We start from the raw sequence: 25,010 nt of genomic DNA, 5'->3' as shown, positions 1-25,010 counted from the left end.
AAGGAACAGGAGACGCCAGGATCGAACAGAACCCTTCCCCGCCACAAGCCCAGCGACCGGCGTGCCTCAGCCGGACCGTGGATCACCCGTCACGAGGATCACTTCCAGGGTGCGCGGCCCATGGACGCCCTCGACCCGGTCGAGCTCGATGTCGCTGGTCGCCGAGGGGCCCGAGACCCACGTGAGCGGCCGGGCCGCCGCCGGCGCCAGGCGTTCCAGGGCCTGCGGCACCGAATCCACCACCTGGTCCGCCGCCCGCACCACACACAGGTGGTGGTCCGGCACGAGGGTGAGGGCGCGGCGTCCCTGCCCCGGGCCCGCGTCGAGCACCAGCGTGCCGGTCTCGGCGATCGCCAGGGCGCAGCCGGTGACGACGCTGTCCACCCGGTCCAGCTCGCTCGGCGTCAGCGCGGGGGTGTCCGACAGCATGTCCACCGGGGCGTCCTGGAGCCATGCGCGGGGCAGCCCGGCGGGTACGACCACGCGGCGGGCGCCGCGCTCCGCGAGCAGCCGGGCGAGGAGGGCGGGCAGGCCGGGGGCGTCCACACGGTGGACGTGGGCACGGTAGTCCGCGAGGTTCTCGGCGAGGAGGTCGAGGGACTCCGCGGGGGTCCGCTCGCCATGGACCCGCAGATAGTCGCGCGTCACCGGGTGGTCCTCCGGGCGCTCGTCCCGTGGCACGTCGGCCAGGGCACGGCGCACCCGTCCCAGGACCCGCTCCCTGCTCGTGCCGCCGCCGTTCACGCCGTCGCTGTTCACGCGGTGCCGCCACGGGTGCGGGCCCACCAGTCGCGGAACGACTCCGCGGGGACGGCGGGCAGCTCGCGGGTGTCCGTCCAGGCGCGGCCCGGCCCCGGGAGCCGCCGCGGCTGGAGCCGGCGGGTCCGGGCGAGGATCCGCTGGCCGCGGCGGAGCGCGCCCGGGTGGTCGAAGGCCCAGCGGGCGGCCCGCATCGCGGCCCGTTCGGTGGCGTGCCCCTTCGCGGGCCTGATGACCGTGCGTGTCCCGCGGACCGTCACCTCACCGCCTTCCGCCACCCGCTCCCGCAGGTGGACGAGCACCTCCGGGATGTCGATGGCGACGGGACAGACCTCGAAGCAGGCGCCGCACAGCGAGGAGGCGTACGGAAGGGACTCCTCCAGCGGGGAGGAGAGACCGCGCAGCTGGGGAGTGAGGATCGCCCCGATCGGCCCGGGGTACGGCGAGCCGTACGCGTGGCCCCCGGCCCGCTCGTACACGGGGCAGACGTTGAGACAGGCCGAGCAGCGGATGCAGCGCAGCGCCTGGCGGCCGACCTCGTCGGCGAGGGTGTCGGTGCGCCCGTTGTCGAGCAGCACCAGATGGAAGACGCGGGGCCCGTCGCCGTCGGCGGTGCCCGTCCACATCGACGTGTACGGGTTCATCCGCTCGGCCGTCGAGGAGCGGGGCAGCAGTTGGAGGAAGACCTCCAGGTCCCGCCAGGTGGGCACGGTCTTCTCGATACCGACGACGGAGATCAGCGTCTCGGGGAGTGTCAGGCACATACGGCCGTTGCCCTCGGACTCGACCACGACGAGGGTGCCCGTCTCGGCGACCATGAAGTTGGCGCCGGACACCCCGACCTTGGCACGGAGGAACTTCTCCCGCAGGTGCTGCCTCGCGGCTTCGGCCAGTTCGGCGGGCCGGTCGGTCAGCCCTTCGGGGGCCGGGCGCCCCCAGCTCGCCATCCGGTCCCGGAAGATGTCGCGGATCTCGCCGCGGTTGCGGTGGATGGCGGGGACGAGGATGTGCGAGGGGAGGTCGTCGCCCAGTTGCACGATCAGTTCGGCCAGGTCGGTCTCGTACGCCCGGATACCGGCCTCCGCGAGGGCCTCATTGAGCCCGATCTCCTGCGTGGCCATGGACTTGACCTTGACCACCTCGTGCTCGCCGGTGGCCCGTACGAGATCGGTGACGATGCGGTTCGCCTCGGCGGCGTCGGCGGCCCAGTGGACGGTGCCCCCGGCCCGTGTCACGGCTTCCTCCAGCCGGACGAGGTGGTGGTCGAGATGGCGCAGGGTGCGGTCCTTGATCGCGGCGCCGGCCTCCCGCAGCCGTGCCCAGTCGTCCAGTTCGGCGACCGCCCGGGCGCGCTTGGCGCGGATGGTGTGCGTCGCGTGGCGGAGATTGGCGCGCAGCCGGCCGTCGCGGGTGGCGGCGTCGGCGGCCTGGGGGAAGGCGGGCATACCGAGGTACGTGGCCCCGCCCTGCGGGAAGCCCGCCCCGCCCCGCGGGGCCCTCGCTCCGTCGCGGCTCATCGGGCCGGGTCCTTCGTGCCGGCGAGGATCTCGGCGATGTGCACGGGGCGCACGGGCGAGCCCTCCCGGGCGAGGACGCCGCCGATGTGCATCAGACAGGAGTTGTCGACCGTGCAGACGGCCTCGGCGCCGGTCCGGGCGATGGCCCGGGATTTGTCGGAGCCCATCGCGGAGGACACGGCCGGGTTCTTCACCGCGAAGGTGCCGCCGAAGCCGCAGCACTCCTCCGCCCCCTCCAGCTCCCGCAGTTCCAGCCCCTCGACCCGCTCCAGCAGCCGCCGGGGCCGGTCGCCGAGGCCCAGTACCCGTAGCCCATGACACGTGGGGTGGTAGGTGACCGTATGAGGGAAGTACGCGCCGACGTCCGTCACGCCCAGCACGTCGACGAGGAATTCGGTGAGTTCGTAGGTCTTGGGCACCACGCTCGCGGCGGCCTCGGACAGCTCCGTGCCCCGTCCCTCGGCCTCGGCCCTGGCCCCGATCCTCGGGTAGTTGTCCCGGACCATGGCGGCGCACGACCCGGACGGGGCGACGATGTGGTCGTGGTCGCGGAAGGCCGCCGCGTACCGGCGCACGAGCGGCTCGGTCTGGTGCCGGTAGCCGGTGTTGAACATCGGCTGACCGCAGCAGCTCTGCGCCATGGGGAAGTCGACCTGGACACCGAGCCGTTCCAGCAGGGCCACCACGGCCCGGCCCGTGCGGGGGTAGAGCGAGTCGTTGACGCAGGTGACGAAAAGGCCCACGCGCATGACTCCTCCTCACGGCCCGACAGCCGGGGCGCCGATAGTGATCATCCGCGCCTCATACTGCCGCAGCGGCCGACCGCTGGGAAGGACCGGTGACCGGTCACCGGTGGGACGGGCCGTCCGTGCCGCCCATGGCGAGGGCGGTCAGGCCGGTGCCGGCAGGAGGGCGCCGGTGGAGGCGCCCAGGAGTGCCTTGATCTCGCGTACCGCGCCGCGGCCCGCCCTGTTGGCCCCGATGGTGCTCGCCGACGGTCCGTAGCCGACCAGGTGGACGCGGGGGTCGCGGACCGCGCGCGTGCCCTCGACGCGGATGCCGCCGCCGGGCTCGCGCAGCCTCAGCGGCGCCAAGTGGTCGATCACGGCCCGGAAGCCGGTGGCCCAGAGGATGACGTCGGCGTCCACCGAGGTGCCGTCCGCCCACTCCACCCCGTCCGGGGTGACGCGGTCGAACATCGGCCGGCGGACGAGCACGCCCGCGGCGCGGGCCCGCTCCATGGCCGCCGTCATCGGCAGCCCGGTCACGGACACCACGCTCTGCGGCGGCAGCCCCTGGCGCACCCGCTCCTCCACGAGGGCCACCGCGTTCCGTCCCCGGTCCTCGTCGAAGGGGCCCTCGCGGAAGGCGGGCGGCCGGCGTGTCACCCAGGTCGTCTCCGCTCCGGCTTCGGCGATCTCCATCAGGTGCTGCACACCGGAGGTGCCACCGCCCACGACGATCACCCGCTGCCCGGCGAACTCCCAGGGCCCGGGGTAGTTCGCGGTGTGCAGCTGGCGGCCGCGGAAGGTCTCCTGGCCGGGGTAGCGGGGCCAGAAGGGGCGGTCCCAGGTGCCGGTGGCGTTGATCAGCGCACGGGCCGACCACACCCCCTCGGAGGTCTCGACGAGGAGCCGGCCCCCGTCGCCCTCGCGCACGGCACGCACTCCCACGGGGCGGCGTACGCGCAGGTCGAAGGCGTGCTCGTACTCGGCGAAGTACGCGCTGATCACTTCGGAGGAGGGCCGGGTGTCGTCGGCCCCGGTCAGCTCCATGCCGGGCAGGGCGTGCATGCCGTGCACCTTGCCGTAGGTGAGCGAGGGCCAGCGGAACTGCCAGGCCCCGCCCGGCGCCGGCGCGTGGTCCAGGACGACGAAGTCACGGTCCGGCTCGTACCCCGCCCGGCGCAGGTGGTAGGCGCTGGAGAGGCCCGCCTGCCCGGCGCCGATCACCAGGACGTCCACCTCGCGCTCACGCACCACAGCATTGTTCATGCTTCTACTAACTAGGCGGGTGGAAGATCTCTTCCCGAGGCCTCCGTGCGGCTCCGAGGCCTCCATGCGGCTCCGAGGCCTCCGCGCGTGCTTCGAGAGCGGAGCGGAGCCGGCCATGAGCGCTCGCGCTCCCGCGGGAGCCGCCGCGTGCCCTCACGCGCCGGGCGCACTCGCGGGCTGCCGCAACCGGCCGCCGTGCGCCGCCGTCTCATAGCAACGCATCATCACCGCATCGGGGGAGTTGACAATGGTCAGGCTCATCTTCCGACTGTTAGCAGAGGCCGCCGCGGGCAGCGTGGTGACCTGGATCCTCTCGCACCTGGGTGACCTCGGTACCTTCTTCGGCCTGCTCGGGAGCGGGGGACTGCTCGGCGGCACGATATTTTTCGACGGGGCCCAGGCCGGGCTGGTCCGGTTCGGTGTCGCCGTCGCCGTGTTCGTCACCCCGTTCTTCTGCGCCAACGCGTACGAGCGTCACGAGGGAAAGCCCATCGCGGCGGTCGTCGCGGAGGAACCCCGGACCGGCACCACCTGGGACGAGACCGGCGGTTCCGTGATCAAAAAGATCACGCCCGGCGGCAACAAGCCACAGACCTGCCCCGACGGCGGCACGGCACCCCACTGCGGCGGGACCACGTCCCCCGTGCCGTCCGCCACCTCGACCCGCGGCCCGAGCCCGGAGCCGAGCCGTACCTCCAGCGGAGGTCCCGGCGTCCCGTCGAGCCCGGGCGTGACCCGGAGCCCGTCCCCCACCGCGCCTCCGTCCGCCACCCGCGGCCCGTCCCCGAGTACCGGCATCTCAGGTGACACGGTGGGCGGCAGCACGAACGGCACCACGAACGGCACGACGGGGGGCATCGACCCCGGCGGCCGGGTCTCCCCGCCCGCACCCCGGCGCTCGTCACCGCCGACCGTCCCGGCTCCCGACCCGAACCCCGCCCCGAACGGCGACCGGAACACCCCGGCCGGCCCGCCCGGCGGCCCCGGCGTCGCGCCCGACCGCGCCCGGAGCGGGGCACCGACGCCCTGAGGATCAGCCCTGCGGTTACCGTGAAGAAATGGCTGACACCTTCACCACCCGCACGATCAACGTCCCGACGGGCTCCGTCGAGACCGTTTACGACCTGACGGACGCGTGCTCCGCATTCCTCCAGGAGACCGCCCGGGGGCGGGACGGCCTGCTCAACGTCTTCACCCCCCACGCCACCGCCGGCCTGGCCGTGATCGAGACCGGTGCCGGCAGCGACGACGATCTCCTGGCCGCCCTCCACGACCTCCTCCCGGCCGACGACCGGTGGCGTCATCGCCACGGCACCCCTGGTCACGGCCGGGACCATGTCCTCCCCGCCCTGGTGCCGCCGCACGCCACGCTCCCGGTGGTCGGGGGCGAACTGGCCCTGGGGACATGGCAGTCGGTCGTCCTGGTCGATACGAACGTGGACAACCCGGACCGTCAGGTCCGCCTTTCCTTCCTCGGCTGAGGGAGCGGCGAGGCCGGCAGGCAATGCCGAAAGACTGACAGGCCCGCAAAAAAGCCCCTATGGGAGCACTCCCATAGGGGCATCATTCAGTTACCCAGACATGCATGCATCCGCGGCGACGGGCATCAGTCCCGCTGCGCCGACTCCGGAAGCCGGCGGAGCTTCACGTCGGACCTGGTCTTCGTCTTGAAGGCCCAGTCCAGCATCTTCACGGCGTCCGGATAGCGCTGCGTGGGGTCGTTGAGGAGGACGCCCACGACGGTCCGGCCGTCGCGCTGGGCGGCGAAGACCAGGCAGGGTCCGGCCGCGGTGCCGGTGCCCGTCTTGATGCCGAGCGCACCCTTGTAGGAGCCCAGCAGCTTGTTCGTGTTGTCCCAGTAGTACGTGCGGTTGACGTTCGCCGCCTTCTGCTGGGTGGACGTCGTCTTCACGACCGTGCGGAACGTGCTGTTGGAGAGCGCGTGGCCGGCGAGCTTGGCCGCATCGCGCGCCGAGGTGTAGTTGGCGCCCTTCGCCGATATGCCGTCGAAGGAGTCGTACTTGGTGTTCTTCATGCCCAGGTCGGCGGCCTTCTTGTTCATCTTGGCGATGAACGAGGTGGTGCGCGCCGACTCGGTCTTGCCCGCGCCGAAGGTGTCGGCGAGCGCGTACGCCGCGTCGCACCCGGACGGCAGCATCAGGCCGTACAGCAGCTGCCGCACGGTCATCTTGTCGCCGGTCCGCAGGTCGGCGGTGCTCGCCCCGTTCCGCGCCACGTAGTCGCGGTAGGACTGCTTGACGGTGACCTTCTTGTCGAGGTCGACGCCCCGGGTGTCCAGGACGACCGTGGCGGTCATGATCTTGGTGGTGCTGGCCATCTGCCGTCTGGTGTCGGCGTCCTTGGCCCACAGCTGGCGGTTCTTGCCGCTGTCGAGCAGGAACGCGCCCTTCGCGGCCACGGCCGGGCCGGTGGCGGCCTCCGCGGTCGTCGCGGGGAGTGCGACGGCGACCGCCGCGGTCGAGGCGATCAGGGCCGCGCCCCAGCGGCGGGCCGGTCTTCCCTCACATCGCTCCATCTATGCCTCTGTTTCTCACGTGCCGATTCTCGCTTGTCGAGCCGGGCGAGCAGATGATCGCACCAACTCTTTCGCCAGGAGAAACCGAGGCCCCTCGCTCACCTCCCGCGACCCACCCGTGGACCACCTTCGCGTCGAATTCCTTCCGGGGCATGGGGAAAACAGCCCGACGCGCCGGACGCGAGGGTGCCGGCGGACCCCGCTGGAGAGGTACGGCGAAGCGGCGCACGTGGGAGGCGTACGGGTGAGGGCACGGGGCGTCGTGAGGGCCCGTCCACCGGCTCGTCATTCCTCGGCCTACTGCCCACGTGTTCCGTCGAGATCGAAAATGACCGAGGCCTGCCGGGGAATGCAAGGAACGTGTTTCCGCTGAATGGGGGAGATGCTCATGCGCCGCAGGATGCGGACGTAATCACGTCCGGCGGCCAGGACGGTGTCACGAATTCCGCTGAGCCGCCCGCCCCACCGCGTCCACGAGCGGCACCATCCGATACGGAACCCGTTCGCGCAGTACGACCTCCGTGCGGGTACGCACCACCCCGGGGAGCTGGACGAGCAGCTGGATCACGTCCTCCAGGTGCCCGGCGTCCCGCGCGACGACGCGCGCCATCATGTCGCCGCCCCCGGTGATGGAGAAGGCCTCGATGATCTCGGGGACCTCGGCCAGCGACGTCGCGACCGGGTCGAGATGGCCCTGGGTGACCTCGATGTGGACGAAGGCCAGCACGGGGTGGCCGAGCGCGGCGGGCGAGAGGCGCGGCCCCGTCCCCGTGATCACACCGTCCCGCTCCAGCCGGTCCAGGCGGGCCTGGAGCGTGCCGCGCGCGATGCCCAGCAGCCGCGCGTACTCGCGCACGCTGGTGCGTGGCTGCTCCAGCAGCAAACGGAGGATCTTCGAGTCCAAAGCGTCCACAGCCATGCGCCGACGGCCTCCTCATGGTCGGGATTCCCGGCCGGTCAATGTACCAATGGCTCATCCCCTCGGCCCGGAGAGCCTCTCGACGGCCTTTCGGAGGCGTGACGGGACCACGCCATGCGGACCGGCGGCCGGGCGAGGGCGCCATTGGTCCTCCTCCGGCCGGAACCATGGCCTCAGGAGTGTGCCATTGGTCCAGTGGAATTCGCCTCTCTTGAGCCAACAGCCGATGAGATGTTGTGATGGAGCAGTCGATGGCGCTGCGGATGATCCCGCGGCGCCTTTTTCATGCCGGAACGTAGAAGGGCGGCAGCTCTGAAGAGAATGTTCGTGGCACCGGACCCGGGCCGGGTCAGGCTGCGCACCGCGGCCCGCGCCGTCCTGGGCGTGGGCTTCGCGGTCACCGTCGTGGAGCTGTCCGGCCTGCCGCTGCCCGCCACCATCGCGGGCGGCCTGGCGGCGCTGCTCGCCATGTTCACCGTCGGCGACCCGACCGCGCGGCGCCAGGTGGTCACCACCGCGCTGCTGCCCGTCGTCGGCTTCCCCGTGCTCGCGCTGGCCGCTTCCCTGCACGGCCTGCCGCTGCTGCGCGACGCGGCCTTCCTCGCGGTCGTCTTCTGCGGGGTCTACGCCCGCCGCTGGGGCCCGCGCGGACAGGCGCTCGGGATCTTCGGCTTCATGATGTTCTTCGCCACGCAGTTCCTGCACGCCGTCCCCGCGCAGCTGCCCCAGCTGTACCTGGCCGTGCTGCTGTCCCTCGCGGCGTGCGGGCTCGTCCGCTTCGGCGTCTGGTGTTTCGAGCGCCGCACCCCGCCGCCCGCCGGCCCCGCCCCGCTGGCCGCCCGCGGCCTCGCCCGTCCCACGACCCGGCAGGCCTTCCAGAACACCTTCGCGTGCGCCATCGCCCTCGGCGTCGGCCAGCTCGTCTCCGACGAGCGCTGGTACTGGGCCGTCGGCACCGCCTGGTGGATCTTCGTCAACACCGCCTCGCGCGGCGAGACCCTCGTGCGCGGCTTCCGCCGCGTCGTCGGCACCCTGGCCGGCATCGCCGTCGGCCTCCTGGTCGCGGTGCCGCTGCACGGGGCGCCCGGGCCCACCGCCCTCCTCGTCGCCGTCTGCGTCTTCGGGATCTTCTACACGGCCGCGCCCTCGTACAGCTGGATGATGTTCTTCGTGACCGTCATGGCCGGTCTCCTCTACGGGCTCCTCGGCGTGCTCCACCCCGGGCTGCTCACCCTGCGCTTCGAGCAGACCCTCGTGGGCGCCGCCGGGGCGGCGCTCGCCGTCGCCCTCGTCCTGCCCGTCACCACCCACGCGGCCACCGACGCCTGGATACAGCGCGCCCTGCTGGCCGTGCGGCACTGCACCGCGGAGACCGCCCGGCGGCTGGCGGGCGACGAGTCCGCCGACCCCGCCCCGCACGTCGCCGAGCTCGAACTGCTCCTCGGCAAGGTCCGGGTCTCCCTCGCACCCCTCCTGCACCCGCTCAGCCCCCTGCGCGTCCGCAAGGAGCGCGCCCGGCAGGTCATGGCGCACCTCGACGACTGCGCCCGGCAGGCCCGTGGCCTGGCGGCGGTCGCGGCCGACCCGGACGCCTCGCACGACGCCCGGCTCACCGCCGCCTGCCAGCGGGTCGAGACGGCGCTCCACGGTCTGGTCGCGCCCGGCGGGGAGCAGGCGCCCCTGGCCGCCGCGGCCCTCGACGCCGTTCCCCACCACCACCCCGGCGCCGAGCGCGCGCTCGCCCACCTGCGCGAGCTGGAGGAGGCGATCTCCTCGCTCGCCAAGCCGCTGCGCGGCAACCCGCGCGGGGTGTTCGCCGAGGCCTGACGCGCCCCGCCGTCGCTCCCCGCGTCCCCTTCTCCGGGACCGTCCGGCACCTGTGTGCCGGGCGGTCCCGGAGCCCGTTCCAGGACACCGACCGTTCCCTGACACGTCCCTGACCTCGCTCTGTCGGTGTCTGCGTGTAGCGTCGGAGACACACGTGGTCCAAGGGGAGGGCGGCATGGTGATCAGCAGCGCACGGCCGAGGCGTCGGGGGAGTCTCGCGTACATCGGTTCGTTCACGGAGGCGGGCGGCCCCGGTCTGACCGTCGCCGAGGCCGACCCGGACACCGGTGTCCTGACGCCGGTGCACTCCACCGACGCGGTCGTGAACCCGTCGTTCCTCGCGCTCTCGCCCGGCGCGGACGTCCTCTACGCGGTGAGCGAGACCGACGAGGGCGCCGTGGCGGCCTTCTCCCTCGCCGACCCCGCCCGGCCCGAGCCGCTCGGTAGGCCCGTGCCCGTGCGGGGCGACGGCCCCACCCACCTCGTCTTCGCGGGCACGCACGTGTTCACCGCCAACTACGGTTCGGGCAGTGTGAGCGCCCTGCCGGTCCGTACGGGCGGCGGCCTCGGCGCGCCCGCGGCGGTCCTGCCGCACCGGGGCGGCGGTCCGGTCGCCGACCGGCAGGAGGCGCCGCACGCGCACGCCGTCGTGCCCGACCCCTCCGGCCGCTGGCTCCTCGCCGTCGACCTCGGCACGGACTCCGTGTGGATCCACGCCCTGGACCCGGTGTCCGGCCTGCCCCGCCCGCACCACGAGACGGCGCTGCGGCCCGGCACGGGCCCCCGGCACCTCGCCTTCCACCCGCGAGGCGACCGGGCCTATGTGCTCAACGAACTGGAGTCGACGGTCACGGTGTGCCGCTGGGACGCGGCGAAGGGGGCCTTGGAGCCGTTGGGTGAGACGCGCGTCGTACCGCCGGACGCCGGGGTCGTGAACTATCCGTCGGCGCCCGTGATCTCGCCCGACGGGCGGTTCCTGTGGGTCGCCAACCGCGGACACGACAGCGTCACCACCCTCGCTCTCGACGCCTCGGGCGACGGCCTCGAACTCCGCTCGGCGGTCGGCTGCGGGGGCCGCTGGCCCCGGGACCTGACGCTGCACCCCTCGGGGCGCCACCTGTACGCGGCCAACGAGCGCTCCGGCGACGTCGCGTGGTTCACCGTCGATCCGGCCACCGGCATACCGCGGCCCGGCGGCACGCTCCCGGTGGCCGCCGCGTCCTGTGTGATCTTCGCCTGAGGCGTGCGGGCGCCGGGACGGGTGGACCCGGCCGTGCGGGCTCAGGACCCACCTCGCGCCACACCCTCAAGCTGAACTCCAGGGTGAGACCCTCAGGGCTCCCGCGAGCGCGGCACCGGTCCGCCGTCGGCGCGGATCCGGCCCCGGACGTGCCTGGGGGCCCCGGACGTGCCGGAGGGGCCCCCGCCGGGCGGGAGCCCCTCTCCGGACACCGGACGGCCGATCGGGCCCGTCAGGCGTGTACAGCTCGTGCGTCGTGCGCGCCGCTCAGCGGCCCGGTACGCCCTGCGGAGCCGGCTGGGGGGTGATGCCCAGCACGCTCGCGTACTTCGCGAGCGCCAGCTTGCCGATCGCCGGGTAGGCGCCCAGCGGCTCGGCCGCCGCGCAGGAGATCTCACGCGCGGCGTCGGCGGCGAGACCCTCGGCCACCTCGGGGCCGATCAGGCACGGCGCGAGCGCCAGCTGCCGGGAGCCGGAACCGCGCAGTTGCTCGGCGGCGCGGGCGATGGCGCCCTCCTCGTCCAGCGCGGCGGCCAGGACCGGCACGGCCAGACGGGCGGAGAGCAGCATCCCGGTGATGCCGGCGGCCTGCACGGCCTCCTCGCCGCCCACCGTCGCCAGGATGATCCCGTCGGCAGCGGTTGCAACTGTGAACAGTCGGGCGCGGTCGGCGCGGGCCAGCCCGGCCTCCGAGAGGCGCACGTGCAGCGCCTCGGCGAGCAGCGGGTGCGGGCCGAGCGTGTCGGTGAGCTCGGTGACGGAGCCGCTGTTCATGACCGACTGGCGTATCCGCCGGAGCAGCGCGTTGTCGGGTCCGGCGAGCAGCGGCACGGTGATGGCGGTGGGCCAGCGGTCCCAGGAGTCGGCGGCGTCCTCCGCGCTGCCCGAGGCCTCGGCTTCGCGCGCGCGAGCGGCGCGCTGGGCGGCCGCGTGCGCGAGGACGGACTCCAGCGACGGGTAGCCGCCGCTGTCGCCCTCGGCGTCGACGTAGCCGATCCGCGCGTCGATGCCGGGGAGCTCGGAGCGGGCGATGCTCAGGATCTCCTCGGCGAGGCCGCGGGTGGCGGGCTCGGGTGTGCCCGGCACGGCGAGGACCAGCGGAGGCGCACCCACCGGCGCGGCCGCTGGCTCCGGTCGCCGATGCCGTCCGGGCTGACGGGGTCGCGGCATTCGTACGGGCAGGCCAGGCGCGGGCCCTGTGGGGGAGCTCATGGCGCCGCATGTTAGTCGTTCATCGCACCGGACTGTTCGGGTGGGTCCGTCCCGGTCTTGTCTGTCCGGATTTATTCGCCTGCGCATACGACGAATGAATGAGTGTTCAGCAAATGATACGGAGCATCGCGGGGTCGGCCGGCACCAGGAGACTGTCCGTCACCAACGCTCCCGCCACGCGTAATGCGCCGTCCAGCGGTTCGCCCACGGCGTCGACCGGCCGCGCGTGAGGTAGTTGCTTTTGCAACTCTTCGCGCACGGGTGCGAGCAAGGGATCGCCCATCCGGAACAATCCGCCGACGAGTGCCACTTCACACGTCGCACCGGCCCCCTCCGTCGCCTCGCCCGGGGGCGTCCCCGCATCCGGATCCGCGGATTTCCGGCCGGAAAACGTCCGGCCGGATGTGAGGGAGATATCGGAGATGCCGGACATATTGGGGGGCCGGTCCGCGGTAGCGGTGGCCGGCGGGCAGGCCGCGGCCGCCGCGCCGGCGATGTGCCAGGCGGCCTCGCGGAGGATGGCGGCGGCGACCGGGTCGGCCGCCGCGCACGCGGCGACCTCCGGGGCGAACGAGGCGAGCACGGCCGGACGGTCCGCCCGCGGGTACAGCAGCCCCGGCAGCCCTTCCGCCGGACCGAACACCGCGCGCAGCCGGTCGAGCAACGCCTTCGAACCGCCGGCCCGCCCGTCGTGCGCCCGCATGGCCGCTTCCAGCCCGGCGCGCCCGATCCAGGCGCCGCCGCCGCAGTCCCCGAGCAGGTGCCCCCAGCCGTCCGCGCGCCGCCAGCCGCCTTCGGGGGTCAGGTCCGTCCCCAGGGCCACCATGCCCGTGCCGGCCGCCACGACGACCCCGGGGCGCTGCCCCAGGGCCCCCACGTACGCGGTCACCGCGTCCGAGGCCAGGGCGAGCCGCCGGGTGCCGAGCGCCTCGCGCAAGGCGGACGGCAGGACGGCGCGGAGTCCGTCCCCCATCCCGGCCATGCCGGCCGCGCCCACACAGACGGCCTCGCAGCACCCGCCGCCCGCGCGCCCGAGGAGCTCGCGGGCAGCGGTCAGCACCTGCTCCAGGAGGCCGCGGGCGTCGATGCCGCCCGGGCCGACGGCGACGGGCACGGAGGAGGACCAGCGCAGCGAAGAGCCCCCGCCGTCGGCGGGGGCCAGGGCGACACGGACGCCCGAGCCGCCGGAGTCGACACCCAGGACATGACCGGACGGCCGTGTCGTCGGAGTCATCGGAGCGGTCGTCTCCGCGGGGCCCGGGACGGCGCCGGGCGCCGGGTCACGGAAGCCGCCAGTCCACCGGGGCCGCCCCCTGCCGGGTCAGCAGCTCGTTGGCCCGGCTGAAGGGCCGGGAGCCGAAGAAGCCGCGGTCGGCGGACATGGGCGAGGGGTGGGCGGACTCCACGGACGGCACCTGCCCGAGCAGCGGGCGCAGATTGCGGGCGTCGCGGCCCCACAGGATCGCCACCATCGGGCCGCCCCGGGCGACCAGCGCCCGGATCGCCTGCTCGGTGACCTCTTCCCAGCCCTTGCCGCGGTGCGCGGCGGGCTTGCGCGGGGCCGTGGTCAGCGCGCGGTTGAGGAGCAGCACGCCCTGGCGCGTCCACGGGGTCAGGTCCCCGTTCGACGGTCGCGGCAGTCCCAGGTCCGTGTGCATCTCGCGGTATATGTTCTCCAGGCTGCCGGGCAGCGGCCGCACCTCGGGCGCGACGGAGAAGCTCAGCCCCACGGCGTGACCCGGTGTCGGGTACGGGTCCTGACCGACGATCAGAACCCTCACTTCGTCGAAGGGCTGCTGGAAGGCCCGCAGCACATTCGCGCCCGAGGGCAGGTACGTACGGCCCGCGGCGATCTCGGCGCGCAGGAAGTCGCCCATCGCGGCGATCCGCCCGGCCACCGGCTCCAATGCCTTGGCCCAGCCCGGTTCGACGATCTCATTCAACGGTCGTGCAGCCACGGGGCGTCACTCTACTGGCTCAGTCCGTTCCCGTACGAACGCGCCTTCCCGCCGCCGTCCGTGCGAACCCCGCCGTGCCTCGGCCACCTGCCTCCGCGGCATCCCCCGGACGAGTGATCACCTTGCCGCTTCGAGGGCGGCCGGATACCTCCGGAGACCGCCGGGCGGTGGTCTCCGGAAGCGTGTACGGGCGGGTCAGAGGGCCCGGCCGTACTGGGCCGGCACGCGCTTGGCGGCGCCCAGCGCGTCGGCGGCGCGGTGCGCCCAGTGCGGGTCGCGCAGCAGCTCGCGGCCGAGCAGGACGGCGTCGGCCTCGCCCGCGGCGACGATCTTCTCGGCCTGCTCGGGCTCGGTGATCAGGCCCGCCACGGCGGCCGGCAGCCCGGCCTCGTCCTGCACCCGGCTCGCGAACGGCACCTGGTAGCCGGGGCCGACCGGGATGACCGCGTCGGGCACGAGGCCGCCGGTGGAGACGTCGAGCAGGTCCACGCCGTGGGCCCGCAGTTCACGGGCGAGGGCCACGGTCTGGTCCGCGGTCCAGCCCTCGCGCCCGTCGTCGGCGTTCTCCGAGAGCCAGTCGGTGGCCGAGACACGGAAGAAGACCGGCAGGTCCTCCGGCCACACCGTGCGCACCGCGTCGACGACCTCCAGGGCGAACCGGATGCGGTTCTCGAAGGAGCCGCCGTAGGCGTCGGTGCGGTGGTTGCTGTGCGGGGAGAGGAACTCGTGGATGAGGTAGCCGTGCGCGCCGTGCACCTCGACGACCTCGAAGCCGGCGGCCAGGGCGCGCCGGGCGGCGGCCGCGAACTGGCCCACGACCTCCTGGATCTGCTCCACCGTCAGCTCGACGGGCGCGGGGTGGCGGTCGTCGAAGGCGACCGCGCTGGGGGCGACGGTCTGCCAGGCCTCGTCGGCGTCGGCGTATCCGCTGCCGTGCCAGGGGCGCTTGGTCGACGCCTTGCGGCCGGCGTGCGCTATCTGGATGCCGGGGACCGTGCCCCGCTCCTTGAGGAAGGCGGTGATCCGGCGCAGCGCGTCGGCCTGGGTGTCGTTCCAGATGCCCAGGTCTCCGGGGCTGATCCGGCCCTCGGGGCTGACGGCAGTCGCCTCCAGCAGGACCAGTCCGGTGCCGCCGGTGGCGCGGGCGGCATAGTGGGCGAAGTGCCAGTCCTGTGCCACGCCCGCGTTCGGTCCGAACGCGTCCGCGGAGTACTGGCACATGGGTGCCATCCAGACGCGGTTGGGGAAGGTCAGCGACCGAAGGGAGTAAGGCTCGAAGAGTGCGCTCACGCTCACAACAGACTCCAAATGCGCTACACGGGTGGGGCAACGGGCGCGGTGTCCGCCGTTGGGCGTCGACCACGGTTCGTACGATACCCATCGTAGTACGCTGGATGTCAAACTACGAGGATCCTCGTACAATGAGGTTCTCGCCCGGCACCGACGGCGAGAACGACCGAGCCCGGAGGAGCAGCCGTGCGGACACAGACCCGGCCCCCGTCGACCGGCCGCTCCCTGGAGCACCCCGACCGCGACCTGATCCGCCTGGAGGACGTGCTCCACGCCCTCTCCGACCCCATGCGCCTCCAGATCGTGTGCACGCTCGCGCGCTGCGAGGACGAGCAGAGCTGTTCCGTCTTCGACCTTCCGGTGAGCAAGTCCACGACCACGCACCACTTCCGGGTGCTCCGCGAGAGCGGCGTGATCAGCCAGATCTACCGGGGGACCGCCAAGATGAACGCGCTGCGCCGCGACGACCTGGAGGAGCTCTTCCCCGGGCTGCTCGACAGCGTCCTCACGGGTGCCCACCGCCAGGCGGCGCGACTGGAGGCGGCCGGCCGGTAGGCCCTTGGGGGACCGTCCGCCGCCTTCCGGTTACGTACCCTCCTGCCTACCGTCCCGCGCGCACCGGTGACGGCGGTTCCGCGCCCGCCTCAGCCCCGCGTGCCGTGGGCGGCGCCGAGCAGGCCCGCCCAGTCCGGGATCTTCACCGGACCCCGGCCCAGGCTCGCTCCGAGCGCTGCCTCCGCCGCCTCGATCCCCAGCCAGCCCGGCCACTCCACGGGCTCCTGGCCCGCCGCACGCAGCGCGGCGCGCGTGTCCCGCGCGGGCCGCCGCTCCAGCAGCGCCCGCGCGTCGGCGAGCAGCGACGCCACGGTCTCCTTGGCGCACGAGCGGTTGGTCCCGATCACCCCGGTCGGCCCCCGCTTGATCCAGCCCGCCACGTACTCGCCCGGCGACGGCGTACCGTCCCGCAGCACCCGCCCCCGGTCGTGCGGGACCGTCCCGCTGCCCTCGTCGAACGGCAGCCCCGCGATCGGCACCCCGCGGTAGCCCACCGACCGCAGCACCAGCCCCGCCTCGATCTCCTCGAACCGGCCCGTGCCCGTCACCCCGCCCCGCCCGTCCGGAGCGGTCCGCTCGAAGCGCACCGCGCGCACCGCCTCGTCGCCGAGCAGCGCCACCGGGCGCAGGAAGAACCGCAGGCGGATCCGGCGCGCCCGCCCGAGCGGCGGCCGCCCGGCCCAGCCCCGCAGCACCTCGACGTTGCGCCGCACCGCGGCGGGCAGCCCGGACGGGTCGGCCCAGCCCGCGTCCAGCTCCGCCTCCTCGGGTTGTACGAGCGTCTCGGCGCCCGGCAGCGCCCCCAGTTCGCGCAGCTCCTTCGTGGTGAACCGGGCCTGTGACGGGCCGCGCCGGCCCACCATGTGCACATCGGTCACCCGGCTGTCGGCGAGCGCGGCCAGCGCCGCGTCCGGCACGTCGGTGTGCCGCAGCTCCTCGGCGCCGCGCGCCAGCACCCGGGCCACGTCGACCGCCACGTTGCCCACCCCGATGACGACCGCCGACCGCGCGCCGAGCACGAAACCGCCCGGCGCGGCGTCCGGGTGGGCGCTGTACCAGGAGACGAACTCGGTGGCGGAGAAGCTGCCGGGCAGGTCCTCACCGGGGATGCCGAGCCGCCGGTCGGTCGCCGCCCCGACGCAGTAGACCACCGCGTGGTAGAGGTCCAGCAGTCGCCCGGGCGGCAGCTCGCGCGGGCCGTCGCCCACCGCGACATTGCCGAGGAAGGTGATGCCAGGGTGCTCCAGCGTGGTCCGCAGGGTGTTCTGGAGCGACTTGATCTTCTCGTGGTCGGGCGCCACGCCGTAGCGCACCAGGCCGTACGGGCACGGCAGGCGGTCCAGGACGTCCACCGTCACCCCGGGCACGTCCCGCTGCTGAACGAGGGCCTGCGCGGCGTAGACCCCGCTCGGTCCCGATCCCACGACTGCGACGCGAAGCACGCTGGGCCCCTTCCCGCGGCAGGGCCGCAGACGTCCCGCAGAGACCTCCAGAATGGCACCGGGGGACGGGATACGGGAGAGGCGCGCGAGACCGGGGGCGGCCGGAAACAGCGGGACCGCCTCTTTCCGCGCGCCGAGCCGGACGCGTGGCTTCCGGCGGAGTGGATCACGAGGCCCGCGTAGGTGATTCCCGGGGCGCGAAATTGACGGGCGAGGCTTCACCCGGGCGTGTTAACGTAGCGATCGTTAGTGTTCGACCGGATTTCTGAGCGAGTAGGGAGGTGAGGTTGATGACCGTGCTGAAGACCGCTGCCGTGCGCAGCGCCCGGACCATCCTCACGTCCCGGGCCCCGGTCTGACCGCTTCCGCGACCCCTCCGCGCGACGAGCCCGTGCTCGGCGTGCCGGTCGTCTCCGTGTGCTGACGGGGCCCCTTCCCGCAAGGGCCTTCCGACTTGTTCCGCAGCTCTCTGCTTCTCACGGTCCTCCGCCTGTCCTCCCGGCAGCCGGACGCGCCGGGCCCTTCGGGAACGAATCGCACCGATCCCAAGAAACGGACAGTCATCCCGTCATGAACACTCGCACCGACTGGATCACCCGCACCGAGACCGACGCCGACATCCCCGCGATCCGCGCCGTCGTCCTCGCCGCCTTCGACACCCCTCTGGAGGCCGGCCTCGTCGACGCCCTGCGCGCCGACACCTCCTGGATCCCGGGCCTCTCCGTGGTCACCCAGACCACGGACGGCACCGTCGTCGGCCACGCGTTGCTGACCCGCTGCCACATCGGCGACACCCCGGCCCTCTGCCTGGCCCCCGTCGCCGTCCTCCCGGAGTACCAGAAGACCGGCGCCGGCTCCGCGGCCGTCCGCGCCGCGCTCGACGCGGCCGAGGCCATGGGCGAGAACGCCGTCACCGTGCTCGGACACCCCGACTACTACCCGAGGTTCGGCTTCACCCGCGCCTCCACGTACGGGATCCGTCCCACGATCGACGTCCCGGACGAGGCCATGATGGTCCTCGGCCTCGACGCCGGCCGACCGCTCCCCGCCGGAACGCTGCACTACGCGGCCCCGTTCGGTATCTAGGCGGATCGATCAGCCGCTCGGTTCCTCACCGCGCCGGGCGTCGAAGCCCTCGCGCGGCGCGGGACCGGGCGGCACGCCCAGCCCCCAGTCCAGCCCGTACCGCCGGAACAACTCGGCGCGCAGAAGCCCGGCGGGCATCGGCGCCCCCGGCAGCAACACAGCTACCACCGAGCCCATCAACAGGGCGCGCAGCAGCCGGTAATCGGTCTCCGGATCGGCCGAGCCGTAACACGCCATGGTGTCCCGCAGCAGATGGGCGAGGCACCGCTGGTCCGGACACTGGAGGAAACCGTCCTCCTGGAGGATGCCCGCCATGTGCGTGCGCATCAGCAACGGACGGTCGCGGGCGAGGCCGAGGACCGCGTCGATCGCCCGCGCCAGCCGCTCCCGGCCGTCCGTCGCGCGCGGCGGACGCTCCAGCTCCGCGGCCAGTCGCAGGTGCATCAGCCGGTGCACGGCGGACTGGAGGAGCTGCCGCTTGCCGGGGAAGTAGTACGACACCAATCCGCGCGCCGTGCCCGCCCGGTCCGCGATGTCGGCGAGCGTCGTCGCCTCGTACCCGTGCTCGGCCACGAGTTCGACGGTGGCGTCGAGCAGTCGCTCGCGCGACCGGCGCCGCAACTCCTCGTTGACGGACGCGCTGCGAGGAGACATGCCCTAACTCCTGCGTTGACTGGCTCCGGGCCAATATACTCAGCGTGTCTCCGGTTGTCCTTGCCGCCAACGCGCCGGCCGGGATCCGGTGCGTCCGCTGATCGGGCGCCGCGGGGGAGCGCCCGATCAGCGGACGATGCACGGATCAGCGCCACTGCCCAGGCCAAGGGACGCCCGTAGGCGGGCAGATGGGCACGGGACGGGAAAAACGTGACCGCACCCCGGAATCTACGCGCGAAGCCCTGCCGGCGGTTACGTTGTCACCATGAGCAACCTTGATCGACAAGCCGCCCTCACCCTCTGCGGCGGCCGCGCCGGAGTCCCCGGCGAGCCGGTGCACGAACTGCTCGCGCCCAAGCATGTGCGGCTCGGTGAATCCACCCACGTACGCCGGCTGCTTCCCAACCTCGGCCGTCGCATGGTCGGAGCCTGGGCCTTTGTCGATCATTACGGGCCGGACGACATCGCCGACGAGCCCGGCATGCAGGTGGCTCCCCATCCGCACATGGGGCTCCAGACCGTCAGCTGGCTCCACGACGGCGAGGTCCTCCACCGCGACAGCCTCGGCAGCCTGCGGACGATCCGCCCGCGCGAACTCGGCCTGATGACATCGGGCCGGGCGATCTCCCACTCCGAGGAGAGCCCCCGCCCGCACCCCCGCCTCCTGCACGGCGCGCAGCTCTGGGTCGCCCTGCCGGATGCCCACCGGCACGTCGACCCGCACTTCGAACACCACCCGGACTTGCCGCTCGTCACCGCCCCGGGCCTGACGGCGACCGTCATCCTCGGCGAACTCGACGGCGCCCGCTCACCCGGCACCACCTACAGCCCTCTCGTCGGCGCCGACCTGACCCTCGCGCGCGGCACACGGACGAGCCTGCCGCTCGACCCGGACTTCGAGTACGCCGTCCTGTCCATGTCGGGCGAGGTCCACGTCGACGGCGTCCCCGTCCTGCCCGGCTCGATGCTCTACCTCGGCTGCGGCCGCACCGAACTGCCCCTGCGCGCCGAGTCGGACGCCGGCTTGATGCTCCTGGGCGGCGAGCCCTTCGAGGAGCGGATCGTCATGTGGTGGAACTTCATCGGCCGCTCGCAGGCGGACATCGAGGAGGCCCGGAACGACTGGACGGAGGGCACCCGCTTCGGCGAGGTGCACGGCTACGCGGGGGACCGGCTGCCGGCTCCCGCGCTGCCGCCGGTGGCGCTCAAACCGCGGGGGAGGGTGCGTTGACCCGCGGCTGAGCCGCTGGACCGCGTCTCCCCGGGGCCCTTGCGCTGCCTCCCTCGGCCAGCTCGGCGGAGGCAGGCGCGGCGCTCCGGCTTACCTGGCTGCTCAACGGGAGTTCCTCGTCCAGCGCCGACGGGTCCATGCGGTGCCCGGAGTCCGTGGGGACCGTGATCACGGCGTCCTCGCCGAGTCCGATGAAGCCGGCGGCGCGGGCGAGGGAGAAGTGGGCGGCGCGGGAGCACAGGACGCGCGGCCGGGCGCCGGACGGGATGCCGGTGCGGGCGGCGGAGACGCCGAAGTGGCGGGCGACGGTGTGGTCGCGTGCGAGGAGGAGCCCCATGAGGTCGGACTCGGTGCCGCCGGTGGTGACGACGCCGGAGGCGGTGGCGGGGTCGTAGTCGGCCAGTCCGGCGAGCGCGGCGACGACGGAGCGCTCGACGGTGGTGGTGGCGGGGGCCTGGTCCCAGGAGTCCCGGGAGGGGTTGAGGGCGGCGGCCATGTCGGCGGCTACGGCCACGGCCAGTGGCGGGCAGTGCGGATGACCGGCGCAGGCCGGGTCGGCGGGGTCGGCGGCGCCCGCGGCCAGCAGGCGGGTCACCTCCGCCAGCGCGGCGGTCGCCCCCGTCCCGTGTTCGGGGAGCGGTGTGCCGAGCCGGGTTTCCCACCGGGCCGCGAGCTCGCCGGGAGCGCCGGCCGGGACGGGGCCGCCACGCTCGGCGCTTCCCTCGCTCAGCGCCAGGACGGCAGTGGACAGCAACTCGCCCAGTACGGTGGGGCCTCCGCGGCCCTGAGCCAGGCTGCTGCTCAAGGCGCTCGGCGTGCTGCACGGGTGTTCGCCTCCGAGAGCGTCGGTGAAGCGTTCCAGGATCGTTTCGGTTTCCTCATCGCTGAAGCCGGACGACGACGTCGTGCCGGCCACCGAGCTCGACGATGAGCCCGCGCTCGGGCCGGGCCGCGCGTACGACGCGGGCCGGAGAGGGGTTGGCCGGAAGGCTGCCGAGGGGGTCGGGTTCGCTCTCGGGGGCGATCAGTTCCACCCCGAGCAGCGGTCCGCGGACGTCGCCGGCGTGTGCGTACCGGGTGCGCGGCCCGTCCCTCCCCGTTGACCGCGGGCCTCACGAGACTGTTGGCTTCCCCCGGCTCGTACACCATCCATCGCTCCAGCAAGGGGAGTCGCATGCGCTATCTCAGAAGGACGGCAGTCGTTGCGGCGGCCTTAGGGACCTGCGTGACGGTGCTGCCGGCGGCCGCCGCTACGGAGGGGCACAGGCAGCGTACCGAGCGGGTGAGCGTAGCCGCCGACGGTACGGAGGCGAACGGCGAGTCGGGGCAGGGGAAGATCAGTGGCGACGGCCGCGTCGTCGTCTTCGGCTCGGGGGCCGACAACCTGATCCCCGGCGACCCTCGCAAGGGCGGCCCCTTCGTGAAGGAGTTGCGCACCGGCAGGGTCGAGCGGGTCGCCGTGGCCCCCGACGGCACCCCGTCCGACGGCTCGACATGGGACGTGGCGGTCAACGCCAACGGCCGGTATGTCGTCTTCAGCTCGGACGCGACGAACCTCGTGCCGGGTGGCAACCCCACCGGCAGCACCGAGGTGTACGTGCGCGACCGCTGGACCGGGCGCACCGAGATCCTCATCGGGAACCCGAAGCAGGCCCGTGTCGACAACAGTGAACCATCGATCAGCGCCGACGGTCGCTATGTCGCCTTCCTCTCCACGCGCGGCGACCTGGTGCCAGGGGACACCAACGACGCGCGGGACGTGTTCGTGAAGGACCGGTGGCGGGGGACCGTCGAACGCGTCAGCGTCGCCTCCGACGGCACCCAGGGCGACGGCGAATCCGCCTCCCCGGTGATCAGCGCGGACGGCAGCCGCGTCGGATTCAAGAGCAGGGCATCCAACCTGGTCCCCCGAGCGGGCACCGACGAGGACCTGCGGGCGCGGCCCCGGGCGCGGGCGTTCTACGCGCACGAGCTGCGCACCGGCCGCACCGAGCTGGCCGCGCACTCCCGCACGGGGGCGAAGGTGGCGGTTCTCACCGACATCGGTCTGAGCCCGGACGGGCGCCACGCGCTGTTCATGAGCGCCAACGACGACATCGTCGCCGGTGACACCAACCGCACCGCGGACGCCTTCGCCACGGACCTGCGCACGGGCGTCACCCGGCGGCTCAGCGTGGCCGCCGACGGAACCGAGGCCGACGGGCTGTCCTACGGGCACGTGGCGATGAGCGCCGACAACCGGCGCGCGTTCTTCACGTCCAGTGCCTCCAACCTGGTGCCGGACGACACCAACGGCAAGGAGGACGTGTTCGCGCGCGACCTGCGGACCGGCGCGGTGGAGCGCGTCAACGTCGCGTCCGACGGGACCCAGGCGAGCGGGTTCTCGCTGAATTTCAGCGTCGACCTGTCCGGGCGCACGGCGGTGTTCGACAGCGAGGACGCCGACCTCGTGCCCGACGACCGCAACGGGGGGAGCGACGTCTTCCTCCGGCACCTGCGGTGAGCCGGGCGGCTACGGCGAAGTCGGGGAATGAGCACGCGACCCATCAGTTTCGGCTCAATGCCGGGGGTCACCATGTTGGCCAGGGCTGAACTCAATCTGTAGTCCGATGGGGTGAAGCCGTACCGGGAGCACCTCCGTGCTGTTGCCCACGAAACTCGGATGCCGGGGCAGGTCGCGGTCGGGTACGGCGAGCGCGAGGCCGGGGTAGCGGTCGAAGAGGGCTTCCAGGGCGGTCGTCGCCTCCAGCCGGGCCAGCTGTGCGCCCAGGCAGTAGTGCGGGCCGTGGCCGAAGGAGAGGTGCCGGACCGCGGGGCGGCGGGTGACGAGGAAGCGGGCCGCGTCGGAGCCGTGCGCGCGCTCGTCGCGGCCGGCGGCGGTGTACGAGGCGAGCACCGGGGTGCCCCGGGGGATGACCGTGTCACCGACCTTCAGATCGCGGGTGGGGTAGCGGAAGGGGAAGAAACTCACCGGGCTGTCGTAGCGCAGGGTCTCCTCGACGACATCTGCCCAGCTCGCCGCTCCCGCGCGTACCAGTGCCAGTTGCTCGGGGTGCGTGCACAGCGCCCGTACCGCGTTGGTGATCAGATTCAGTGTGGTCTCGTGCCCGGCGATGACCATCAGCAGGAGGGTGCCGACGAGCTCGCGGTCGTCGAGACGGTCGCCGTCCTCGGCCTGCGCGGCCAGGAGGGCGCTGGTGAGGTCGTCCCCCGGGGCGGCCCGGCGCCGGGCGACGACGAGGCCGAGGACCTGGGCCATGTCACGGTTGGCGGCCAGGGCGCGTTCCCGCGTGGTCGTGGTGCTCACGATCAGATTCGACAGCTCGTGCAGTCTGCCGCGCATGTCCGGGTCGACGCCGAGCAGTTCACTGATGACAGCCATGGGCAGCGGAAGTGCGAAGTGCTCGCGCAGGTCGACCACCCCCGGGACCGTCGTTTCCTCGCTGAACGCCGCCTCTCCGAGAGCGTCCAGCAGCAGGGTCGTCAGCTCCTCGACGCGGGGCCGTAACCCTTCGACGCGACGGGGGGTGAAGACCTGGGTGACCAGGCCCCGCAACCGCCGGTGGTCGTCGCCGTCCGCGGTGGTCATCCCCTCGACGGTGGCGAAAGTGGCCAGCGGCCACCCTGGTGGTACGGCCCCCTCACGCAGCGCCGCGAAGTGGCAGGCGTTCTTCGCGACGTCCGGGTGGGCGAGGAACGCCTTCAGCTCCTCGTGCCGGGTGACCGCCACGGCGGCGACCTCGCCCGGCAGGACCACCGGAACGGCAGGGCCCCGCGCGCGCAGCCGGTCGTTGTCCGCGTGCTGGTCGGCTCCTGTGGGGTCGAGGCGGTGCGGAGTGACGGGACTGTCCTGCATCTGAGGCTCCTCGGGGCGGGTATGGCGGATGAGGCTTCATCGGACGGGAGTGACATGGTGCCGTCAACTTCTGCACCGCACCCCCTCCGTACCCATCGCGTCCGCGGCCGACCCTGGCCCCGCTGCGCTGGACCGGTATGTCACGACCCGCCGGGCCCCGGGACGATGGAGACGCTCGGTTCTGAGCAGGGGGCAGGGGGCAGGGGGCAGGGGGGGCAAGGGAGGGCAGGGGCAGCCGGGAGAATGGTGGAGAGACCGTCCCGTCGTGTGACCCACGTCATGGGAACCCGTACCCCCCACCGGACATATACAGACGTGACGTCAATACACACCCGCATCAGGGACGGCGACCCGGACTCCTTCCGCCATCTCTTCCGCTCGCACGCCCAGCTCGTCCACCGCTACGCCATCCGCGCCACCGGCGACTGGGCCACCGCCGAGGACGTCGTCTCGCTCACGTTCCTGGAGGCCTGGCGTCTCCGCGCCAGGATTCCCGAGGAACCGGACGGCGCGAAGGCCTGGCTGATGGGCATCGCGGTGAACGTCCAGCGCAACACCAGCCGTGCCGCCCGCCGCCACGAGAAGGCCCTGGCCCGCATGCCCGCCAAGGAACCCGTGCCGGACATCGCCGGTGAGGTGGTGGGCAGGATGGCGGACGCCGAGCAGCTCACCGCCGCGAAGAACGCCCTGGGGAAGCTGCGCCGGTCGGAGCGCGAGGTCGTCACCCTCTGCGTCTGGTCCGGCCTGAGCTACGCGGAAGCCGCCGAGGCCCTGGGCGTGGCCGTCGGCACCGTACGGTCGCGGCTGTTCCGGGCCCGCGAGCGCCTGCGCAAGCTCGCCGAACACGAGCTCCGGAAGAACGCGGACGGGGCGGCGGCCCGGCGCGGCCCGAGCACCACCACCTGCACCTGAACCGGCCGAAAGAGAAGTGGAA

The 25,010-nt window shown here is 73.2% G+C and carries 24 protein-coding genes; 9 read left to right on the top strand and 15 right to left on the bottom strand.

Annotated elements, in window-relative coordinates; translation table 11 throughout:
• Nucleotides 1–66: 66 nt before the first annotated feature.
• The 4 genes from SMD11_RS03540 to SMD11_RS03525 all read right to left on the bottom strand — a co-directional run bounded on the left by SMD11_RS03540 (nt 67) and on the right by SMD11_RS03525 (nt 4,270).
• Entirely contained in the window at nt 67–759 is a 693-nt protein-coding gene (locus SMD11_RS03540; RefSeq protein WP_087930267.1) for a LutC/YkgG family protein, read from the bottom strand.
• Nucleotides 756–2,276: a lactate utilization protein B gene (locus tag SMD11_RS03535; protein ID WP_087925018.1), complete on the bottom strand. Its 1,521-nt coding sequence runs from the start codon at nt 2,274–2,276 to the stop codon at nt 756–758. The genes SMD11_RS03540 and SMD11_RS03535 overlap by 4 nt, the downstream gene beginning before the upstream one ends.
• Nucleotides 2,273–3,025 (bottom strand): (Fe-S)-binding protein, encoded by a 753-nt coding sequence (locus SMD11_RS03530; protein WP_087925017.1) that lies wholly within the window; start codon nt 3,023–3,025, stop codon nt 2,273–2,275. Before SMD11_RS03530 ends, SMD11_RS03535 begins: the two co-directional genes overlap by 4 nt.
• 141 nt (nt 3,026–3,166) lie before the next feature.
• On the bottom strand, nt 3,167–4,270 hold the full coding sequence (locus SMD11_RS03525; protein ID WP_087925016.1) for an NAD(P)-binding domain-containing protein: 1,104 nt from the start codon (nt 4,268–4,270) through the stop codon (nt 3,167–3,169).
• A 247-nt stretch (nt 4,271–4,517) separates the two neighbouring features.
• Here SMD11_RS03525 and SMD11_RS03520 point away from each other — a divergent pair, with 247 nt between their 5' ends.
• Nucleotides 4,518–5,300: a hypothetical protein gene (locus SMD11_RS03520; protein WP_087925015.1), complete on the top strand. Its 783-nt coding sequence runs from the start codon at nt 4,518–4,520 to the stop codon at nt 5,298–5,300.
• 28 nt (nt 5,301–5,328) lie between these two features.
• The gene (locus tag SMD11_RS03515; protein ID WP_087925014.1) at nt 5,329–5,751 is read left to right on the top strand and encodes a YjbQ family protein; all 423 of its coding nucleotides are present in this window, start codon (nt 5,329–5,331) and stop codon (nt 5,749–5,751) included.
• A 125-nt stretch (nt 5,752–5,876) separates the two neighbouring features.
• On the opposite strand, the gene SMD11_RS03510 is transcribed toward SMD11_RS03515, so the two are convergent.
• Both SMD11_RS03510 and SMD11_RS03505 read right to left on the bottom strand, forming a co-directional pair.
• On the bottom strand, nt 5,877–6,806 hold the full coding sequence (locus SMD11_RS03510; protein WP_087925013.1) for a D-alanyl-D-alanine carboxypeptidase family protein: 930 nt from the start codon (nt 6,804–6,806) through the stop codon (nt 5,877–5,879).
• 436 nt (nt 6,807–7,242) lie between these two features.
• Complete coding sequence (locus SMD11_RS03505; RefSeq protein ID WP_087925012.1) at nt 7,243–7,725, bottom strand: Lrp/AsnC family transcriptional regulator; 483 nt, start codon at nt 7,723–7,725, stop codon at nt 7,243–7,245.
• A gap of 321 nt (nt 7,726–8,046) precedes the next feature.
• Here SMD11_RS03505 and SMD11_RS03500 point away from each other — a divergent pair, with 321 nt between their 5' ends.
• Both SMD11_RS03500 and SMD11_RS03495 read left to right on the top strand, forming a co-directional pair.
• Nucleotides 8,047–9,552 carry an FUSC family protein gene (locus tag SMD11_RS03500; protein ID WP_087925011.1) on the top strand — a complete coding sequence of 502 codons (1,506 nt, stop codon included), beginning with the start codon at nt 8,047–8,049 and terminating at the stop codon, nt 9,550–9,552.
• A gap of 175 nt (nt 9,553–9,727) precedes the next feature.
• Complete coding sequence (locus SMD11_RS03495; protein ID WP_087925010.1) at nt 9,728–10,792, top strand: lactonase family protein; 1,065 nt, start codon at nt 9,728–9,730, stop codon at nt 10,790–10,792.
• Between the two features lie 267 nt (nt 10,793–11,059).
• Here the strand turns inward: SMD11_RS03495 and SMD11_RS03490 are convergent, their stop codons facing one another.
• The 4 genes from SMD11_RS03490 to SMD11_RS03475 form a co-directional block, all read right to left on the bottom strand.
• Nucleotides 11,060–12,004, bottom strand: a complete 945-nt coding sequence (locus SMD11_RS03490) for a sirohydrochlorin chelatase (protein ID WP_087925009.1) — start codon at nt 12,002–12,004, stop codon at nt 11,060–11,062.
• Nucleotides 12,005–12,110: 106 nt separating this feature from the next.
• Nucleotides 12,111–13,238 (bottom strand): N-acetylglucosamine kinase, encoded by a 1,128-nt coding sequence (locus SMD11_RS03485; RefSeq protein ID WP_087925008.1) that lies wholly within the window; start codon nt 13,236–13,238, stop codon nt 12,111–12,113.
• A gap of 46 nt (nt 13,239–13,284) precedes the next feature.
• Complete coding sequence (locus tag SMD11_RS03480) at nt 13,285–13,962, bottom strand: uracil-DNA glycosylase (RefSeq protein ID WP_087925007.1); 678 nt, start codon at nt 13,960–13,962, stop codon at nt 13,285–13,287.
• 195 nt (nt 13,963–14,157) lie between these two features.
• Nucleotides 14,158–15,252 (bottom strand): NADH:flavin oxidoreductase/NADH oxidase, encoded by a 1,095-nt coding sequence (locus tag SMD11_RS03475; protein WP_087930266.1) that lies wholly within the window; start codon nt 15,250–15,252, stop codon nt 14,158–14,160.
• Between the two features lie 186 nt (nt 15,253–15,438).
• Between SMD11_RS03475 and SMD11_RS03470 the strand changes: the two genes are divergently transcribed.
• Complete coding sequence (locus SMD11_RS03470) at nt 15,439–15,807, top strand: ArsR/SmtB family transcription factor (RefSeq protein WP_107421925.1); 369 nt, start codon at nt 15,439–15,441, stop codon at nt 15,805–15,807.
• Between the two features lie 89 nt (nt 15,808–15,896).
• Here SMD11_RS03470 and SMD11_RS03465 read toward each other — a convergent pair whose 3' ends face one another.
• On the bottom strand, nt 15,897–17,249 hold the full coding sequence (locus SMD11_RS03465) for an FAD-dependent oxidoreductase (RefSeq protein WP_087925006.1): 1,353 nt from the start codon (nt 17,247–17,249) through the stop codon (nt 15,897–15,899).
• 570 nt (nt 17,250–17,819) lie between these two features.
• Here SMD11_RS03465 and SMD11_RS03460 point away from each other — a divergent pair.
• Nucleotides 17,820–18,335, top strand: a complete 516-nt coding sequence (locus SMD11_RS03460; protein WP_087925005.1) for a GNAT family N-acetyltransferase — start codon at nt 17,820–17,822, stop codon at nt 18,333–18,335.
• Nucleotides 18,336–18,344: 9 nt separating this feature from the next.
• Here SMD11_RS03460 and SMD11_RS03455 read toward each other — a convergent pair whose 3' ends face one another.
• Nucleotides 18,345–18,989, bottom strand: coding sequence for a TetR/AcrR family transcriptional regulator (locus SMD11_RS03455; RefSeq protein ID WP_087925004.1), 645 nt, complete (start codon nt 18,987–18,989; stop codon nt 18,345–18,347).
• A 265-nt stretch (nt 18,990–19,254) separates the two neighbouring features.
• Here SMD11_RS03455 and SMD11_RS03450 point away from each other — a divergent pair, with 265 nt between their 5' ends.
• Nucleotides 19,255–20,220: a pirin family protein gene (locus tag SMD11_RS03450; protein ID WP_087925003.1), complete on the top strand. Its 966-nt coding sequence runs from the start codon at nt 19,255–19,257 to the stop codon at nt 20,218–20,220.
• Here SMD11_RS03450 and SMD11_RS03445 read toward each other — a convergent pair.
• Nucleotides 20,195–21,025, bottom strand: coding sequence for a pyridoxal-dependent decarboxylase (locus tag SMD11_RS03445; protein ID WP_087930264.1), 831 nt, complete (start codon nt 21,023–21,025; stop codon nt 20,195–20,197). The two genes, SMD11_RS03450 and SMD11_RS03445, sit on opposite strands and share 26 nt — an antisense overlap.
• Before the next feature lie 73 nt (nt 21,026–21,098).
• Nucleotides 21,099–21,254, bottom strand: coding sequence for a hypothetical protein (locus SMD11_RS35270; RefSeq protein WP_159395208.1), 156 nt, complete (start codon nt 21,252–21,254; stop codon nt 21,099–21,101).
• A 248-nt stretch (nt 21,255–21,502) separates the two neighbouring features.
• Here SMD11_RS35270 and SMD11_RS03440 point away from each other — a divergent pair, with 248 nt between their 5' ends.
• The gene (locus SMD11_RS03440; protein WP_159395207.1) at nt 21,503–22,723 is read left to right on the top strand and encodes a PD40 domain-containing protein; all 1,221 of its coding nucleotides are present in this window, start codon (nt 21,503–21,505) and stop codon (nt 22,721–22,723) included.
• A gap of 54 nt (nt 22,724–22,777) precedes the next feature.
• Here SMD11_RS03440 and SMD11_RS03435 read toward each other — a convergent pair whose 3' ends face one another.
• The gene (locus SMD11_RS03435; RefSeq protein WP_087925001.1) at nt 22,778–24,076 is read right to left on the bottom strand and encodes a cytochrome P450 family protein; all 1,299 of its coding nucleotides are present in this window, start codon (nt 24,074–24,076) and stop codon (nt 22,778–22,780) included.
• Nucleotides 24,077–24,391: 315 nt separating this feature from the next.
• On the opposite strand from SMD11_RS03435, the gene SMD11_RS03430 reads away from it, so the two are divergent.
• The gene (locus SMD11_RS03430; protein WP_324614683.1) at nt 24,392–24,988 is read left to right on the top strand and encodes an RNA polymerase sigma factor; all 597 of its coding nucleotides are present in this window, start codon (nt 24,392–24,394) and stop codon (nt 24,986–24,988) included.
• Nucleotides 24,989–25,010 lie beyond the last annotated feature (22 nt).

This window comes from Streptomyces albireticuli (assembly GCF_002192455.1).
GTDB classification, from domain to species: Bacteria; Actinomycetota; Actinomycetes; order Streptomycetales; family Streptomycetaceae; genus Streptomyces; species Streptomyces albireticuli_B.
Note: the sequence above shows the minus strand (reverse complement) of the source record. Positions and strands in the feature narration are given on the sequence as shown.